The sequence below is a fragment of the Pseudomonas sp. SLBN-26 genome, assembly GCF_006715895.1.
Taxonomy (GTDB): domain Bacteria; phylum Pseudomonadota; class Gammaproteobacteria; order Pseudomonadales; family Pseudomonadaceae; genus Metapseudomonas; species Metapseudomonas otitidis.
Window position 1 is genome coordinate 2,801,004 of record NZ_VFOB01000001.1, and the last position, 15,846, is coordinate 2,816,849.

13 protein-coding genes are annotated in these 15,846 nt (G+C 62.6%); 6 read left to right on the forward strand and 7 right to left on the reverse strand.

What is annotated here, in order from left to right; all coding sequences use genetic code 11:
- Window positions 1-34 precede the first annotated feature (34 nt).
- Entirely contained in the window at window positions 35-2,482 is a 2,448-nt protein-coding gene (locus FBY21_RS12840; protein WP_409563795.1) for a beta-agarase, read from the reverse strand.
- Between the two features lie 137 nt (window positions 2,483-2,619).
- On the reverse strand, window positions 2,620-4,764 hold the full coding sequence (gene dinG / locus FBY21_RS12845; RefSeq protein WP_142011451.1) for an ATP-dependent DNA helicase DinG: 2,145 nt from the start codon (window positions 4,762-4,764) through the stop codon (window positions 2,620-2,622).
- Window positions 4,765-4,858: 94 nt separating this feature from the next.
- On the opposite strand from dinG, the gene FBY21_RS12850 reads away from it, so the two are divergent.
- On the forward strand, window positions 4,859-5,323 hold the full coding sequence (locus FBY21_RS12850; RefSeq protein ID WP_044413353.1) for a CopD family protein: 465 nt from the start codon (window positions 4,859-4,861) through the stop codon (window positions 5,321-5,323).
- 2 nt (window positions 5,324-5,325) lie between these two features.
- Here FBY21_RS12850 and FBY21_RS12855 read toward each other — a convergent pair whose 3' ends face one another.
- From FBY21_RS12855 to FBY21_RS12870, 4 genes are all read right to left on the reverse strand, one after another.
- On the reverse strand, window positions 5,326-6,087 hold the full coding sequence (locus FBY21_RS12855; protein WP_142011454.1) for a collagen-like protein: 762 nt from the start codon (window positions 6,085-6,087) through the stop codon (window positions 5,326-5,328).
- Complete coding sequence (locus FBY21_RS12860; RefSeq protein ID WP_074969177.1) at window positions 6,080-6,349, reverse strand: DUF1145 domain-containing protein; 270 nt, start codon at window positions 6,347-6,349, stop codon at window positions 6,080-6,082. The genes FBY21_RS12855 and FBY21_RS12860 overlap by 8 nt, the downstream gene beginning before the upstream one ends.
- 197 nt (window positions 6,350-6,546) lie before the next feature.
- Window positions 6,547-7,281, reverse strand: a complete 735-nt coding sequence (locus FBY21_RS12865; protein ID WP_142011457.1) for an OmpA family protein — start codon at window positions 7,279-7,281, stop codon at window positions 6,547-6,549.
- Between the two features lie 97 nt (window positions 7,282-7,378).
- Window positions 7,379-8,077, reverse strand: a complete 699-nt coding sequence (locus tag FBY21_RS12870; RefSeq protein WP_044413342.1) for an OmpA family protein — start codon at window positions 8,075-8,077, stop codon at window positions 7,379-7,381.
- Between the two features lie 149 nt (window positions 8,078-8,226).
- Between FBY21_RS12870 and FBY21_RS12875 the strand changes: the two genes are divergently transcribed.
- From FBY21_RS12875 to FBY21_RS12890, 4 genes are all read left to right on the forward strand, one after another.
- A complete protein-coding gene (locus FBY21_RS12875; RefSeq protein ID WP_044413338.1) occupies window positions 8,227-8,724 on the forward strand; it encodes a DUF6231 family protein in 498 nt (165 codons plus the stop codon).
- A 227-nt stretch (window positions 8,725-8,951) separates the two neighbouring features.
- A complete protein-coding gene (locus FBY21_RS12880; protein WP_142011459.1) occupies window positions 8,952-10,247 on the forward strand; it encodes a site-specific integrase in 1,296 nt (431 codons plus the stop codon).
- Window positions 10,248-10,646: 399 nt separating this feature from the next.
- The gene (locus tag FBY21_RS12885; protein ID WP_142011462.1) at window positions 10,647-11,174 is read left to right on the forward strand and encodes a hypothetical protein; all 528 of its coding nucleotides are present in this window, start codon (window positions 10,647-10,649) and stop codon (window positions 11,172-11,174) included.
- 981 nt (window positions 11,175-12,155) lie between these two features.
- Window positions 12,156-12,917 carry a hypothetical protein gene (locus tag FBY21_RS12890; protein ID WP_142011464.1) on the forward strand — a complete coding sequence of 254 codons (762 nt, stop codon included), beginning with the start codon at window positions 12,156-12,158 and terminating at the stop codon, window positions 12,915-12,917.
- Between the two features lie 395 nt (window positions 12,918-13,312).
- On the opposite strand, the gene FBY21_RS12895 is transcribed toward FBY21_RS12890, so the two are convergent.
- Window positions 13,313-14,413, reverse strand: a complete 1,101-nt coding sequence (locus FBY21_RS12895; RefSeq protein WP_142011466.1) for a DUF6575 domain-containing protein — start codon at window positions 14,411-14,413, stop codon at window positions 13,313-13,315.
- Between the two features lie 955 nt (window positions 14,414-15,368).
- Between FBY21_RS12895 and FBY21_RS12900 the strand changes: the two genes are divergently transcribed.
- Window positions 15,369-15,839 carry a YchJ family protein gene (locus FBY21_RS12900; protein ID WP_044413335.1) on the forward strand — a complete coding sequence of 157 codons (471 nt, stop codon included), beginning with the start codon at window positions 15,369-15,371 and terminating at the stop codon, window positions 15,837-15,839.
- Window positions 15,840-15,846: the final 7 nt, after the last annotated feature.

Sequence of the window (15,846 nt, forward strand, 5' to 3'; positions counted from 1 at the left end):
CTGTGAACCCCGCTGAAGTTCGGCGCGATTGGCCTCAGTTCGCGGCGGGTTGTGCCGGCGCTGCATCCTTGGCCTCGGGTGCAGGCTGGGCCGGCGCGGGGCTGGATGCCTCGGGCTTCGGCGCTTCGCTGGCCTCAGGCTCGGCCTTGGGTGCCTCGGTTTTCGGCGCCTCGGGCTTCGCCGGCTCGGTCTTCGGGGCTTCCGGTTTGGCGGCTTCAGGCTTGGGTGCCTGGGCCTTCGGCGTCTCGGGCTTGGCGGGCGCTGCCTTCGGTGCGCTGGACGGCTGCTTGGCCGACTCGTTCGCCGCCGGAGCGGGAGCGGCCAGTTGCGCGGCGATGTCGAGGTTGGTCTTGCGCACCGACTTGACGAAGCCCTCGTAGGGGCGGTCAGTGATGGCCACCAGGCCGAGGTGGCCGTTCTCGCCATCCAGCAGGCGACCGCTGGCGGGCTGGTCGAGGTACTGGAACCAGTGGGCACCGACGATCAGCGGCTCCTCCAGGGCCTTCTTCAGGAAGTTGGCGTAGGCCGGGCCACGCTCCTCTTCCTTGTAGACCTCGGAGACACCGCCCCAGAACGGGCCCCGGTCGCGGGAACCGAAGTGGAACTCGGTCACCAGCAGCGGCTTGTCCAGCTTGCGCAGGAACTCGAAGTCATGCCCCTGCTGCGGCTCGCGGGTGTAGAAGTTGAAGCTGAGCACGTCGCAATACTGGGCGCATGACTCCACGGCCTCCGGCACGGTGGCGGCGAAGCGTCCGCCCAGCAGCAGGTGGTTCGGTGCGTGCCACTTCATCGACTCGGCGATGGTCTTGAAGTAGGTGTCGGCGAAGAAGCGCTGGAAGCGCTTGAGGTCTTCCTCGATGGCCGGGTGCTCGGGATTGGGCAGCGGTGCCTCGAAGCCCGGGTCCTCCATCAGTTCCCAGGCCGGCAGCTCGATGCCCCAGGCCTGGGACAGACCCTGCTGGTTGCGGTACTTGTCGCGCAGCTGCTTGAGGAAGGCTCGCTTGGCCGGCACGTCGGTGGTCAGGCGCAGGGTGCCGTAGGCCAGGGCGTAGCGGGACTTGGGATCGCTGCCGGGGCCGGCCCAGGCCAGCTCGTTGTCGGCGAAGTAGCCGATCAGCCAGGGGTCGTCGCGGTGGTCACGGGCGGCAATGGCAATCGCCCGCTCGGCCGCCATGGCGAAGCGCGGGTCGAACGGGTCGGGCATGCCGCCCCACCAGTCGAGGCCGGTGCTGATGGTGGCGAAATCGCCATGGATCGACAGCGGCAGGGTGTAGGGCATGCGCTGGGCGGTGCCGAATTCGCCGGCGCTCCAGTTGCCCACGGTGTTGAAGCCCCAGGCTTTCAGGCGATCCAGGCTGTGTTCGACCCAGCGCGCAGGCTCCTGCGGGCCGTAGGTGCGCTCCAGGTTGGCCCGGTAGAAGTCGTACCAGCGGCCATGGTCGAAGGCCCGCCCCTTGTTGGAGCCGGTCTCGCGGCGGCTGTCGCCGTTGCCGTACCAGTTGGCGAGGGGTTCGCCGTCCTTGGGCAGCGCGGTGAACATGCCCTCGCGGCCTTCGACGTAGGTCTGGCTGTTGTCCGGGGTGACGGTGTTGACGCCCAGGGAGAAGAACGGGTGGCCTTCGGGAGAGACCAGGTACCAGCGACCGTCACGCTTCTCGGTGCGGAAGAACCCGCTGGCCTCGAAGCTCGGGCCACCGAGCCAACCGCCGTAGGCGTCCTGTTCGGGCAGCTTGGCCTTCCATTCCTCCAGCTGCTTGCGCTCCTTCTCGGCGGCCGCCTTGAGCTGCTCGTCGCTCTTGACCTTCTCCGGCCAGTCGGCGCGGGTGTACTGGCCGTAGGCATCGATCAGGCCGGCGTAGAAATCAGCCTGGGGGTTCTTGTCCTCGGTGCCGAAGCGGCCCAGCAGGATGTTCTGCGCCGCGTCCGGGTGCTCCAGGGAAAGGGTCACGGCGGTGACCTTGGACAGGTCCAGCTCGCCTTCCACCTCGGTGGCCAGCAGGTAGCGCTTGCCGTCCTTCACCCAGGGCTGGGGCGGCGCGGCGCGCATGCCCTGGGCACGGGGCGAGGTGGCGGCCAGGGGCAGCAGCAGGGTCTGGGCAGGGCCGGCCGGCAGGGCGATGCGACTGCGCAAGGTCTTGCCGTCGGCGCTTTCGACGGTGACGTCGAGGGTGATGGCCCAGTCCTGGGCGCTTTGCAGGCGCAGGCTCATGACGCCGGCCTGGCTCCAGTCCCAGGTGCCGTTCTGCGGCGCCAGGCGCAGGCTGGGCTTCTCGGCGGGGTTGAAGGTCAGGCGACGCAGCACCTCGCCCTCGGGCGTGGTTTCCGCGGTGACGCTGGGCAGGGCAGCGTCCTGAGTGGTGACGGTGACGGCGTCCAGCGGACGCACGAAATTGAACAGCGTGTCGGCCTGGACGGAGGCGCTCATGCCGGCCAGGGCCAGCACGATGGGCAGCAGGCGTGCCGATTTAGGTGTCGAGAACATCAAGCCGATCCCCAAGAAAAGTCAGTGCATAGACAACGGATCCGGCGAATGTTGCCGCTGGTCGAGCGATCCGTGTCCGCGCGAGCGGGCAATGATCGCAGAGGCAAGCACGGCGTCAAGCGCCGGGGACCGTCCGGTCATTCGATCTCGCGTCGGAAGGGGGGCAGCGCGTTGAGGATGGCCTTGCCATAGCGCTGGGTGACCACCCGGCGATCCAGCAGGGTGATGGTGCCGCGGTCGCTTTCGGTACGCAGCAGACGACCACAGGCCTGCACCAGGCGCAGGGAGGCATCGGGCACGGCGATCTCCATGAAGGGGTTGCCGCCACGGGCCTCGATCCACTCGGCCAGGGCCGCTTCCACCGGGTCATCCGGCACCGCGAAGGGGATCTTGGCGATCACCACGTGCTCGCAGTAGGCCCCCGGCAGGTCCACGCCCTCGGCGAAGGACGCCAGGCCGAACAGCACGCTGGGCTCGCCGTCGTCCACCCGGGCCTTGTGCTTGTTGAGGGTCTCCTGCTTGGACAGGTTGCCCTGGATCAGCACCCGCTTGCGCCAGTCGCGCTCCAGCCCGTCGAACACGTCCTGCATCTGCCGGCGCGAGGCGAACAGCACCAGGGTGCCCCGGGCGCCTTCCACCAGGCGTGGCAGCTCGCGGGTGATGGCGGCGGTGTGGGCGGCGGCGTCACGGGGGTCGGCCTTGAGGTCCGGCACTCGCAGCAGGCCGGCATCGGCATGGTGGAAGGGGCTGGGCACCACGGCCGTGACCGACTGCCGCGGCAGGCCGGCGCGCATGCGGTAGCGGTCGAAGGTGCCGAGCGCAGTGAGGGTCGCCGAGGTCACCAAGGCGCCGTGGGCGACGTTCCACAGGTTCCGCCGCAGGGTCTCGGCGGCGAGGATCGGGCTGGCGTTGACCTCGATGTCGTAGGCCGCGCCGAACTCGGCGAGGGTCAGCCAGCGCGCCATGGGCGGGCTTTCCTCCGGGTCCTCGGTGGTGAAGGCGGTCCACAGCTCCCAGTTGTTCTGGGCGCGGGTCTGCAGGCTGCCGAACAGCGGGTACCACTCCTCGGCCTGCTGGCTGGAGAGGCCGTTGGCGCCCTCCCCGTCCATGGCTTCCTTGAGCAGTTCGGCCAGGCGGGTGAACAGGTCGTTGAGCTTGGCGAAGCCTTTCTTCAGCTCGATGCCCATCTCCATCAGGTGCTCCGGCACCACGCCGCCCTCGAAGCGGTGGCGCGGGCGCTCGCGGCCTTCCATGTCTTCGCCGGCCCGGAAGTCGGCCAGCTCTTCGCAAGCGGTGAACATGAATTGCTGCTGGGCCCGGATCTCCCGCGCCAGCTCGGGCACGTTCTCGATCAGGCGGCCCATGTCCCCCGGCAGCGGGTGCTGGGCCAGCAGCTTGGTGAGGTTCTTGGCCACCGTCTCCAGCCAGTCGGCGGTGGAGCGCAGGCGGGTGTAGTGGGCGAAGTGGCCGATGGCCTTGTCCGGCAGGTGGTGGCCCTCGTCGAACACGTAGAGGGTTTCGCGCGGGTCGGGCAGCACAGCGCCACCGCCCAGGGCGAGGTCGGCCAGGACCATGTCGTGGTTGGTGACGATCACGTCCACCTTGGTCATACCCTCGCGCGCCTTGTAGAAGGCACATTGCTGGAAGTTGGGGCAATGGCGCTTGGTGCACTGGCTGTGGTCGGTGGTGACGCGGGCCCAGTCCTGGTCCTCGATGGCCTCGGGCCAGGAGTCACGGTCGCCGTCCCAGCGGTTGCCGGCCAGGCGCTCGATCATCTGGTTGAGCAGCTTCTGGCTGCTCTCGTCGACGTCGATGCGGAAGCCTTCCTCGGCGAACAGCTGCGCGGTGGCGCTCTGCGCCTGGCCGTCCTGCAGCAGCATGTCGAGCTTGGACAGGCACAGGTAGCGACCGCGCCCCTTGGCCAGGGCGAAGCTGAAATTCAGCCCGCTGTTGCGGATCAGGTCGGGCAGGTCCTTGTGGACGATCTGCTCCTGCAGGGCCACGGTGGCCGTGGCGATCACCAGCCGCTTGCCCGCTGCCTTGGCCGAAGGAATCGCCGCCAGGCTGTAGGCCACGGTCTTGCCGGTACCGGTGCCGGCCTCCACCGCCACCACCGCCGGCTCGCCCTGGCGGTGCCCTTCGTCATCCTGGGGGATGGCGCCGAGCACCTTGGCCACCTCGGCGATCATCAGGCGCTGCCCATAGCGGGCCTTGAGCCCCTTGGCTTCGAGGAAACGGGAGTAGGCCCCCTGGATCTGGGACTTGAGTTCGGTGCTGAGCATGGGGAGGTTGCGGACGCCGGAGAGCTGGATAAATTTTCAGTACTTTAACAGGGCGGCTATCATACCGCGCCCTGTTTCCGACTGGAGAAACCCGATGACGCCCTTCGCCGCGCTCTACGCTGCCCACGTCCTCGCCGCCCTGGTGTGGGTCGGCGGCATGTTCTTCGCCTGGATGGTGCTGCGCCCGGCAGCCGTGACCACGCTGCAACCGCCAGAGCGCCTGAAGCTGTGGATCGAGGTGTTCCGCCGGTTCTTCGTCTGGGTCTGGGTCGCCGTGCTGGCGCTGCCGCTGAGCGGCGTGGGGATGATGCACCTGCGCTTCGCCGGCTTCGACGGCTCGCCGCGCTACGTGCACATCATGGTGGGCCTGTACCTGGCGATGCTGGCACTGTTCCTGCGGGTCAGCCTGCTGCAGCTACCGGAACTGAAGCGCGCCGTGGCGGCGGAAGACTGGCCAGCCGGCGGCGCAGCCCTGGGGCGCATCCGTCGGCTGGTGGGGATCAACCTGCTGCTGGGGCTGCTGCTGGTGGCCATCGCCGCCGCCCGCCCCAGCTTCTGAGGTCAGTAGCGCACCACGTCCATGCGACCGTTCGTGCCGGCCGGGCCTGCCTGCCCCGGCTGGCCGGCGCGGCCTTTCTGACCACGGTCGGTGCTGTAGACCAGGCAGCCCTTGGCGGCACCACCCACACCGGGGGCACCGGCCTCACCGGCCGGCCCACCGGCACCGCCCTCGATCCGGGCCCGTACCTGCTCCAGCGGGAAGTCCTGGGCCACTTCCAGGCGAATGTGCCCGCCCTTGCCCCCTTCCCCGCCGTTGCCGCCGTTCTGGCCATCGTGGCCCCGGCTGGCCTGGCCCCAGAGGCAGCCACCGGGCTTGCCATCGGCACCGGCCAGGCCGCTGTAGCCCGGCGCACCGATGCCACCGCGTACATCCACGGTGAGTTCGTCGACGGCGACGGTGCCGAGGCGCAGGGTCAGGTCGCGGCCGTCGCTGGCCGGTTTCTTCATGCTGCCGGCTGCGCCGGAGGCGGTGATGTGGCCGCCGGTGGCGATCTCACCCTGGGTGACGTCCAGGCGGAAGGGCTGATCAGCCGAGGCAATGCCGATGCGCGCATCACGCCCCATGCGCAACTCGCCCACCTTGAGTTCGGTGATGCTGGCGGGCACCACGAGGGTGCCGTGGTCGGCAATCACCACGCGATCGAGGCTGAGTGTGCCGGTCAGTGCCGGCAGCTTGATGAAGCTGTTGGTGTCGACGGTCACGCTGGTTTCAGCGAGGGCCAGCGGGCTGATCAGCAGGGCGAGGAGGCAGAGTCTACGCATGACTGGCCTCCTGCTTCGGCAGTCCGGCCAGGTGGAACACGCCGAAGAGCATCAGTTGCAGGCGGTCCCGCCAGGGGTGCGGCCGTGCCCGGAGCTGGGCGTTGTAGAGCAGCGCTTCCAGCACGTGCAGCCCGAGCACCAGCAGGGCGAGGCCATTGAGCAGTGTGGAGAAGGGTCGAGCGAAGGGTTCGAACAGATTGGCCAGCACCGCCAGCCAGAACAGCAGGGCAACGGACTTGCCCACCCCCAGGAATAATTTCATGTCACCCCCTTTGTTTTTCTAGTGGGGCGACCTTACCCCTAACGTCGTCGCAGCCAAATACCCCCGCCGAAATAAAGTTGCAGCGACGGACCTCCTGTCCTGGCGACCTTTGCGCCTCCCTTCATAAGCCAGATGCCAGCGGTTGATAACAGGCAAAAAGAAGGGGCCTGCCGGCCCCTTCGATGGTCTGACATGTTTCAACGGTCGACGTGGATCTCCACCCGCCGGTTCTGCGCACGACCTGCGTCGGTGCCGTTGTCCGCCACCGGCTGGCTTTCGCCGAACCCTTCGGTGGTGACCTTGCCCGAGGGCACGCCCTGGCTGATCAGGTAGTCCGCCGCGCTGCGGGCCCGGCGCTCGGAAAGCCGCTGGTTGTAGCCGTCGGCCCCCACGCTGTCGGTATGCCCGACCACCTTCACCGACACCATCGGGGCGCCGTTCAGGCGGGTCGCGATGGTGGCCAGCTCCTGCTTGGCGGCCGCCGTGAGCTCGGCCGAGTCGAAGGCGAAAAGCACCTTGCCCTGGTCGCTCAGCACGATGACTTCGTCCTCGGCGGGCGGCGGGGGTGGTGGCGGCTCGTTGCGCACCGTGTCGGGGTAGCTCGGCTGCGGGCAACCGTTGTGGTTGACCTTCATGCCGGCCGGGGTGTTGGGGCAGGTATCGCGACGGTCGAAGACACCGTCACCGTCCGCGTCACCGTCCTGGGCATAGCAGATGAGGCCGCCGACCACCGCACCCGCGACGGCCCCGCCCCCAGCCCAGGCTGAACTCTCGATCGCCCCCAGCCCACCGCCGGCCAGGGCACCGATCGCACTGCAGATTGGCCAGTTCCCCTGGTTGAGCGGCGCGTCGCCCTTACTGGACGTCGAGGCACAACCGGAAAGAACACTGCCGACCAGAAGAAAGAGAGCCACCCGTGGAAAGGTACTCATGATGAAGTTCTCCTGTGTCACCGACCGAATGCCGGCAACACAGGAGTAAAGACCCCGGCGCTGCGCTTGCCAAGCCGCAGGCCACGCGGGCCGCGGCCTAGCGGTGGATGACGATCTCCACGCGGCGGTTCAGCGCGCGGCCTTCAGCGGTCTTGTTGTCGGCCACCGGCTGGCTCTCGCCCGCCCCGCCGACCGACTGCACGCTGTCCGCCGGAATCCCCGAGGCCACCAGGTAGTCCGCCACCGACTTGGCGCGTTTCTCCGACAGCTTGAGGTTGTACGCATCGCTGCCGACGCTGTCGGTGTGCCCGGTCACGCTCAGCCGAGCGCTGGGGGCCTCGTTGCGCAGCCGCGCGACGATGGTGTCCAGCTTGGCCTTGTCGGCCGGGTCGAGCTTGGCCGAATCGAAGGCGAACAGCAGGTCACGGACCACGATGGTTTCCTCCTTGACCACCACCACCTCTTCCACCTGCTCCACCACCGGGGCCGCCGGCGGGCAGCCGTTGGCGTCCACCACGGTACCGCGCGGCGTGCCGGGGCATTTGTCGCGGCTGTCCGGTACGCCGTCGCCATCCTCGTCGCCGTCGCCGTGCGACCAGCAGTAGCCGGCCGCCAGGCCGCCACCGAGCAACGCCCCCCAACCCGCCCAGGAACTGCTCTCGATCGCACCCAACGCCGCACCGCCTACACCGCCTACTGCTGCGCACTTGGGCCAGTCGGTCTTCTGCAGGCCGGCGCAGCCGGTCAGCAGAGTCGACACAAGTAGCAAGGGTATTGCTGTCCTTGTGATGCTCATATGCCTGTCTCCTCGTGGTTGTCGGCCCGGAAAGCCGATCCCTGGGGAGTAAAGACGCGGCCCCTGCAAACTGCCAGCCAGGCACCTGGCAGAACTAGGCCTGGCCCCACGGGCAAGCTAGTCTTCGCAAACCTGTCCGAGGAAACACGATGACCCAGAGCTTTTCCACCCGCACTCCGCAGCAGGCCGTCGCCGCCCTGCTCGACCGCTATGCCCCGGCCCGCCTGCTGCTGGTGGGCAATACCCCGCTGCCGGCGGCCGAAGCCTTTGCCGCCGCCCACCCCGACAGCCAGGTGGAACATGCCCCCGCCGCCCCGCTGCCCAGCGCCCAGGCAGCCCAGCGCTATGACCTGGCCCTGCTGGCCGACTGCCTGGAGCACCTGCCCAAGCGCACCGGCCTGGAACTGCTGGGCGGCATCCGCAACCTGAACGCCAGCCGCATCGCCGTGCTGGTGGACCTCGCGGCCTGCGGCTGGCAGGACACCGACTTCTTCGCCCTGGCCCTCCAGGCCACCGAAACCTTCCAGCGCGAAGGCCAGGTGCTGCACCTGTTCACCTACGACCTGCACGAATACAAGCAGGTGCCCGACTGGCTGAATGCCAAGTTCTGGGCCAACCCGGAAAATTTCGGGAAGTACTGGTGGTAAACCCATGAAAATCAAGGGCTTACCTAACAATGACCACCATCACAGCTATGCCCGAGCAGGGCCAAGTGTCACCAGCCAGTCACCAACACTGTCACCAGAAACGGCCTCAGCGGCTGTCTGTGTGGCACTATCGTCGTAACGGCATCTACTACCTCCGGGTTCGCCCGAGGGGCTGTTCGACCCGCAGCGTCACCGTTTCCCTTCGCACTACCGATAGGCCCACCGCAATGACACTCTCCCAGGACATTCTCAAAGCCCTGGCGCTTTTCCATCTTGACCGCTCAGATGCTGACTGGCCGATCCTCAAGGAACGTCTGCTGGAGATCGCACACGACAACCTGAGTGGAGCCAATGACGACGGCAGCCTGTCAGCCTACGACTTGATCTACGACGACTTTTCCAAGGCACTGGCAGAGGCTGCCGCCAAAGCACCACTAAGCGTCGATCAGCACAAAGCCTTGGGCATCGGTCGGGAAATCGTCAAAGCTGCGCAGGAACGACTGAGAGGCAACACCAAGCCACTCATTGAGATCATTGAGCGCCTTGAAAGCACGGACGTTATCGCGCCACCGCAGCGCCTGGACAACCAGCTCCTGCCTCTATCTGTAGGCGCGCGCGCTGAACCGGTTTCCTTCGAGTCTCTTGCGGAGCTGTTCATCAACGAACGCCGAGGGAACGTCGAAGAATCGACCTTGCGGGCCATTCAATCCAACTGTCGGACCCTGTCCAGCCTGCTGGGCGACCTCAACATCAGAGCGCATACGCGAGCTGACATGGTGGCTCTGAAGGACAAGCTTATTGACGGCCGGAAGCCGTTGACCGTTAACAAGTTGCTGACCCAGCTCTCGACCGTTTTGGATTGGGCCAAGAACAATGGGCACATTGAACGGGCCTTCGATAAAGGCCTGAAGATCGAGCGAGGTGCCGAGAGCGACCGCAAGCCCTTCTCGCAAGATCAGGTGGCGACCATCATGGCCTACGCTAACGGCCTACCAGCAGACGACTGGAAGCGCTGGGCACTATCTCTTGGTGTCCTGACAGGTGCGCGCATCGGCGAGATTTACCAACTCACTCAGTCGGACGTGAAGCAATTCGGCGAAATTACCGTCATCGACATCAACAAGGATGAGCAGGGTAAGACCCTGAAGAATGACTTCTCCGTACGGCAGGTTCCGCTTGTCGATGGCGTATACGGATTCTCCCTGTCTGGATTCCTCGAATGGGTCGCAGGGGAGCCGGGGAAACTGTTCAAGGCCAAGGCCCATTACTTCAACAAGCCTCTCAATGACGCGCTGCGGGAACCGCTGGGTCTTGCGGCGGGTAGCGACCAGTCGTTTCACTCGCTCAGACATTCGCTATCGGGCTTGCTGAAGGCAGCCGCTACACCTGAAGTCATAGCGCAGAGCATCACCGGCCATAGCTCGGGCAGCATTACCTACGATCTTTATGCGGGTTCTCAGCGGGTTCCAATCGAGACGCTTCACGCTGCGTTGCGTCGTGCTTTCGAGAATGCCATCGAATGAGTATCTGGGAGTTCGTCGGAATTCTTGCGCTTACAGTCGTGATCATGGCGTGCATGCTGGACACCGACTGGAAGCGAAGGTTGATGCGACCACGTGGGGGCAAGAGGCGATAGCCGCACTTGGGGCGGCAGCGTAAACGAGCTGTTGACACTGCTGTCCCGCATCACTACGATGCGCCGCCAAATGCCTCCGGGCAAAATGTAAGCAACACCCCTCCGCTTCACCCAACGTAACGCAACGCAATGTAAAGACCCCGGACCCTCGGACCTCAGCAAGAGGAGCTTTACTGTGTCTGCCCCATCGTTGGAACCCCATCTGCAGCCTCGCCCAAAACACCTGCCACTGCGCCTGATCCGTGGTGAGATTCGCCCTGGCCTTCGAGCGCTACACGCACGCGCCGTGACGCCACAGCAGTACCACAGCACCCCCGAAAAAAACCGTGCAGCCAAAACCAGGGAGCCAGGGTGCGCCTTCACCACCTACGACGAAGTACTTTCCCAAGCAACCGGCCTGCTCACTGAACTCCGCCAAAAGCTTGATCTGATTCGAGCGGTGGAGGAGCGCGAAGAACTGCTGTCTGCGGTGCAGAAATCGAAAGGGCACCTAACGGTTCTTCGCGAGGAACTGGAGGAAACCATGGCGTGTCGTGGTGGAAGGAAGCTGACGCAAATGGCCGAAGAGCTTGAGCGCGAACTCGGTTATGTAGACGAGGAAGAAGTCTTCTCGATTGGTGAGCTTCGCGAGTTGGCACAGGCTTCTCCCCGCGCTCTTGATAGCTCCTATCGCTCGCTCCAGCGGGCATGGGAGGCATCTGTCTACCCTGAGCAATTTGAACGTCACATGGAGTCGGCGGGCTGCAGGACCTCGCTTGAATTTCAAGTGAAAAACACACTGCTGGCCTATTTCTACGAAGCAAAGTCACGCTGATCCGCGCAAATCCCCTCACTGGGAGACGACACAACGTTTCCCAGGAGGTGGAGCATGCAATCTATTCCCGACGACCTTTCAACCAACAAGTCCCAGTACAAGCGGTGGGCAGCCCGGCGGCGCGCTTGCCCTCACCTACTCACCGATGCGGCTACGGCGGCGAGCTCGATGAGTCGAATGCCAAACGATGCTCCGAGTCTTCCAGAGCCAACCGGCCCCAGGAGAGGGCGCCCAGCACTGCGGACAGAAAACCCGCTGGTGAATCTCATACCGCTCCTATCTCTTGACCGGCCTCGATGGTTCGACGACATCGTTTACGGCTCGATAGCCACTTCAGCCAGCACAAGTCAGGGGAGATTGAACGTGCGACAAGGGCAAGTCATCGCTGCCCTTCACCTCAAGACAATTTCAGTGGCCGCACTTGGGCAGCAAGAAAATTCGAGCAGAGGACTACAGGCGGTTGCCCAGGCTGCGAGGCATTGCTTGAGGGGCATTGAGCACTATCTGCACCGGCACCCACAAGTACGAGCACGACTGGAAGCTGAAATCGCCCCTGCCAGCGCGACCGGGAATTAACGCAGGGTATAGAAGGTGAACCCTTAAGACACCACTGCGGCTGCCTGGACGGCCCCCGAGGATCAGCAGGGAACCGCCAGTTGCAGTGCAGCTAACACCATCGAGTCGGACGACGACACCAGAGATACGGCGCCACTGCCAAAAACCCTCACTTTTAGGGAAGGGGGACCCGAAGCTATCTACTTGAGATTCCCCGCCCCGCCTCTCTTCGTTGCACTTGGTGATCAGCAGTTCTTAGGAGCTGATCATCCTCACCGAATCAACATCCTCGCCCGTCGCTGGGCATCCATCAACACAGTTCTTCCGATTGCTCCTCGTGCCTACTGTCAGTCCCTCATGTCGTGGGTCTGTGTGCTGGCCGTGGGGAGCGAACGCGGGGAGCAATCGAAAGGGAAAACGACATCCATGGATATCAACTGCATGGACGCTGAGCAGTCCGAGCACCTGCCCATCGTGATCGAAGGAAAAACCTTCAAACCTAACTCGGAGGGCCTATGGTCTCTCACCGAGATCAACAAGGCGCTACCGGAGTTGACCAAGGCTCCTGCCCAATGGCGTGGCCGTGAACGCGACTACTTCGAGCGGTGTGCAAATCTGCATAGCGTTAATGGTGATCAGGGCGGCACCTGGGCAACTGAGCGCGCCACCATTGCTTATGCGATGGCCTGCTCTTTGGACTTCTATGTCATGGTCGTGGATGCTTTTGTCATCATGCGCAATGACGCCATCTTGTCCGCTCGAATGTCTTCTCTGGCTTTGGCCAAGAAAGACAAGCTCCTGGCCGACAACATGCCCAAGGCAAGCGCACTGATGCGAAAGGCTGCGGGTCATGGCATCTCTTGGACAGACGCCTGCCGGGCCGCAAAGATCAAACAGCCAGGGCTTGCCAAGCAGTACCTGCTGGCTATCAAGAAGTTCTGTAAGACGTTCGACCATGACCTGGGAGTCGACGTTATCCGCCCCAGTCCACGGGCGTTCAAGCTTGGTTACTTCAAACGCCATGTAGGACCTTACGGCAGCATCGAAGGTTGGAAAGTTTCTGATAGAGGCGTTAACTGGCTTGAAAAACGGGCCGACAAGATCAACGCAGCAATCCAAGAGCGAAACAGGCAGGTAGCCGGGTCTGGGCGTGAAAAGCTGAAGGTCTTAGCCAAGCTGACTGGTTAGTCCAGTACGGTAGATCATAACTGGGAGGCTCAGGCCTTTGAGACCCCCTTATGAAAACCGATAGAAACTTTCGAGCCCCCATACAATAAAACTCAGTACAGACACTTCCCCCGTGCCCGCCCAAGCCCCTACTGCCGCAAGAAGGTCGTGGATGACCAGGCGATAAACGAGGGCTGAGCGTCCGTAAGGTCGCTGGGCAGCTCGGGGTAGGTCTTAGTACTGTCCAGCGAGCGATGCAGAATAAGGTGCAGGCAGCAAGTTCATCGGAGTTACCACTACCGGACAGCGAAAAATCAAGGCGGTGTTGAGAGCACCTGAGCTTCTATAGGCTCGCTGGACGGCTTGGCATTGACAACTTAATCCAACGAGCCTCATTAGAGCACTTCAGAGGGTAATTAGGATTCAGGCGGAACAGTGTTTGAAGGCTTGTCTTGTAGCCTGCTCTTTCCTAAGAAAAGCTTGTCCGATTCAAGATAAGGTTTCAGCTTTTTTAGCCTACGATAGTAAGCCAGCAGTGCTCTAAGTTGATGCAGTGAGTCAAGTTGAAGCTCACCAAACTGGGCTCTGTAATCCTCCCACCGCATCAGCCTGAAGAAGAACGTGACAAGCTCATCGAGCCGCTGCAAGACTTGAGAGGGCAAATTTTGGCTAACGCTATCTCTCTCGTCATCAAATCCATTTATGTTGTTCTCTTTGAAGTACCTATAGGTGGAAGAATAGAAATCCTCCAGAGCCATATAGGCATCCTTATCAATTAGTTGCCGAGCAGATATCTCAATTTGTTTTGCAAGGGCTGGCAATAGGTCGAGCTTGATATGACCGGGCGAGTTATAACGCATTTCAACAACTTGCGCCCGGTGAATCGAAGGAGTCACTTGATTTAGCCCGGAAAAAAGGTGCACTGCACTAAAACCGCCAGTCCAATTACCTGCAAGCCTCCCAAGTGTGCTCTGGATTGCGGTACGGTGCAGATGTTCAAGACCATAATGGAACGAGTATAGTTGCTGATAAATACGAGGTATCGCGGCTATGTCGTCAATGTACATATCACCGTCTAAACCAAGAAAATACTCTTCGCTAACTTCCTCTGCGAGTTTGGATGCCGCCTCAGTAGCGATCTCCGACGTCAAAAAGGAATCTTCGTCAGGCAGATAGTCCTCGGGGAGGTCTTCACAGGTGGTCTTCTTGGCGGAGTTGCGACGCTTAGCTGAAACGCCTGTACTAAAAACAGCAATCCAGGGAGAGTCTATGAATATCTTTCGAAGAGTAACCCGGAGTTCAAGATAACCCCTTAGATTGCTTCTTGATACGGGAATTACACCCCATCGATTCGTGCTTTCTGTACAATCCAGCCACATATAAAGCAAGTCTTGACCTTGCTCATCTCGATAGAGACTAAGCAAAGGACCTTCGCAATCTATAAGGTCTGCGTTCCAAGTATGCTTTGAAAAAAACTTTGGCTCAAGTTTCTCTCCGGTGATGGATGGCAGCTTCATGGAATAGGTCTCACACTTGCAACGCTGGCTTGGAGATTTGCTGTAGCGTATGGGTGAAGATCGAAGTGACCGAACCTATCAGCAGGGGAGCAGACTCCATGTGCAGGGGTAACCAAGATACAAGCTACGTGATCTCCGAACCTCTTTCGCGCCTTCTTGAAATTTTTCTCTATCTGCGTAAACCGTTCAATACTCTGCTCATAAGTCAGGTACATCGAAAGCCCCCAACAGGAGCACACCTTGTACGGAGTGTCCTCCTTCAATAGCCGAGGAGGGTTCCTTACCGCAACTGGGTGAAAGCACTGAGTGGTTATGGGGTTTGCAACCCACCTCCACGCGGTCAAGGTGACCGCTGATGCATCGTGGGGTGGGCATTGAGTGCCACTCTCAGTTAGCTCGGCAAGCTCTGCGGTATATGCGTAAGACGTGGCGTGCATGAGGTACCTATACAATTCCCTGTGGCAGGTGTCATTCAGCCATCATTTCACAGTATTGCTCCTTTCGAAAGGGTGGGGCCCCTATGTTGGAAGGGTTCTTGATGGCGAGTATGCGGACACAGCGGTGTGTTTTCACGGGAGAGCATAGACACCCAATGGCAAGATGGTTGCTTCATAATCCTTCATCTCGATACCCCTCTTCAGAAACACGATAACCCGATGAAGCGCCCAACCGCCCCCAAACCCCGACAGCGGTTTTCTTCGCATCTAACTTGCCCTCAGCTCAATGCAATCAGGTACATCTGACCCATCGCGATTATTTACAGGTACCGGGAGCAGCTTCGGCACCAGGGTACCTATGCTGGTTTTACGTGACCATTGCTGTCACCAACCCTGCAACCATCGTGTCACCAGAACCACTTGAGGTCCCCTATGAAGCCCACTACGCTTGGCCTGCCGCCAGTCCCACCCCAGTTCTGGGCCAACCCGGAAAACTTCGGCAAGTACTGGTGGTGACCATGAGCGCAACCCCTTGTGCCTGCGGCAGCGGCAACCTGCTCGACCAATGCTGCGGCCGCTACCACGCCGGCCAGCCGGCCCCCAGCGCCGAGGCGCTGATGCGCTCGCGCTACTGCGCCTACGTACTGGGCCGGGTGGACTACCTGGTCGCCACCACCCTGCCGAGCCAGCAGGCGGGCCTGGACCAGGAGTCGATCAAGGCCTGGAGCCTGGGCAGTACCTGGCTGGGCCTGGAGGTGGAGGCCAGCGAAGTCCTCGGCGGCGCCCCCGAACACGCCCGCGTCACCTTCACCGCCCGCTGGCACGACAGCCAGGGCGAGCACGCCCATCGCGAGCGCTCGTCCTTCGTCCAACGTGACGGGCGCTGGTACTTCATCGACCCCACCGTGCCGGTGAAGGCGGGCCGCAACGACCCCTGCATCTGTGGCAGCGGGCAGAAATTCAAGAAATGCTGCGCGGGGTATCTCTAGACACGGC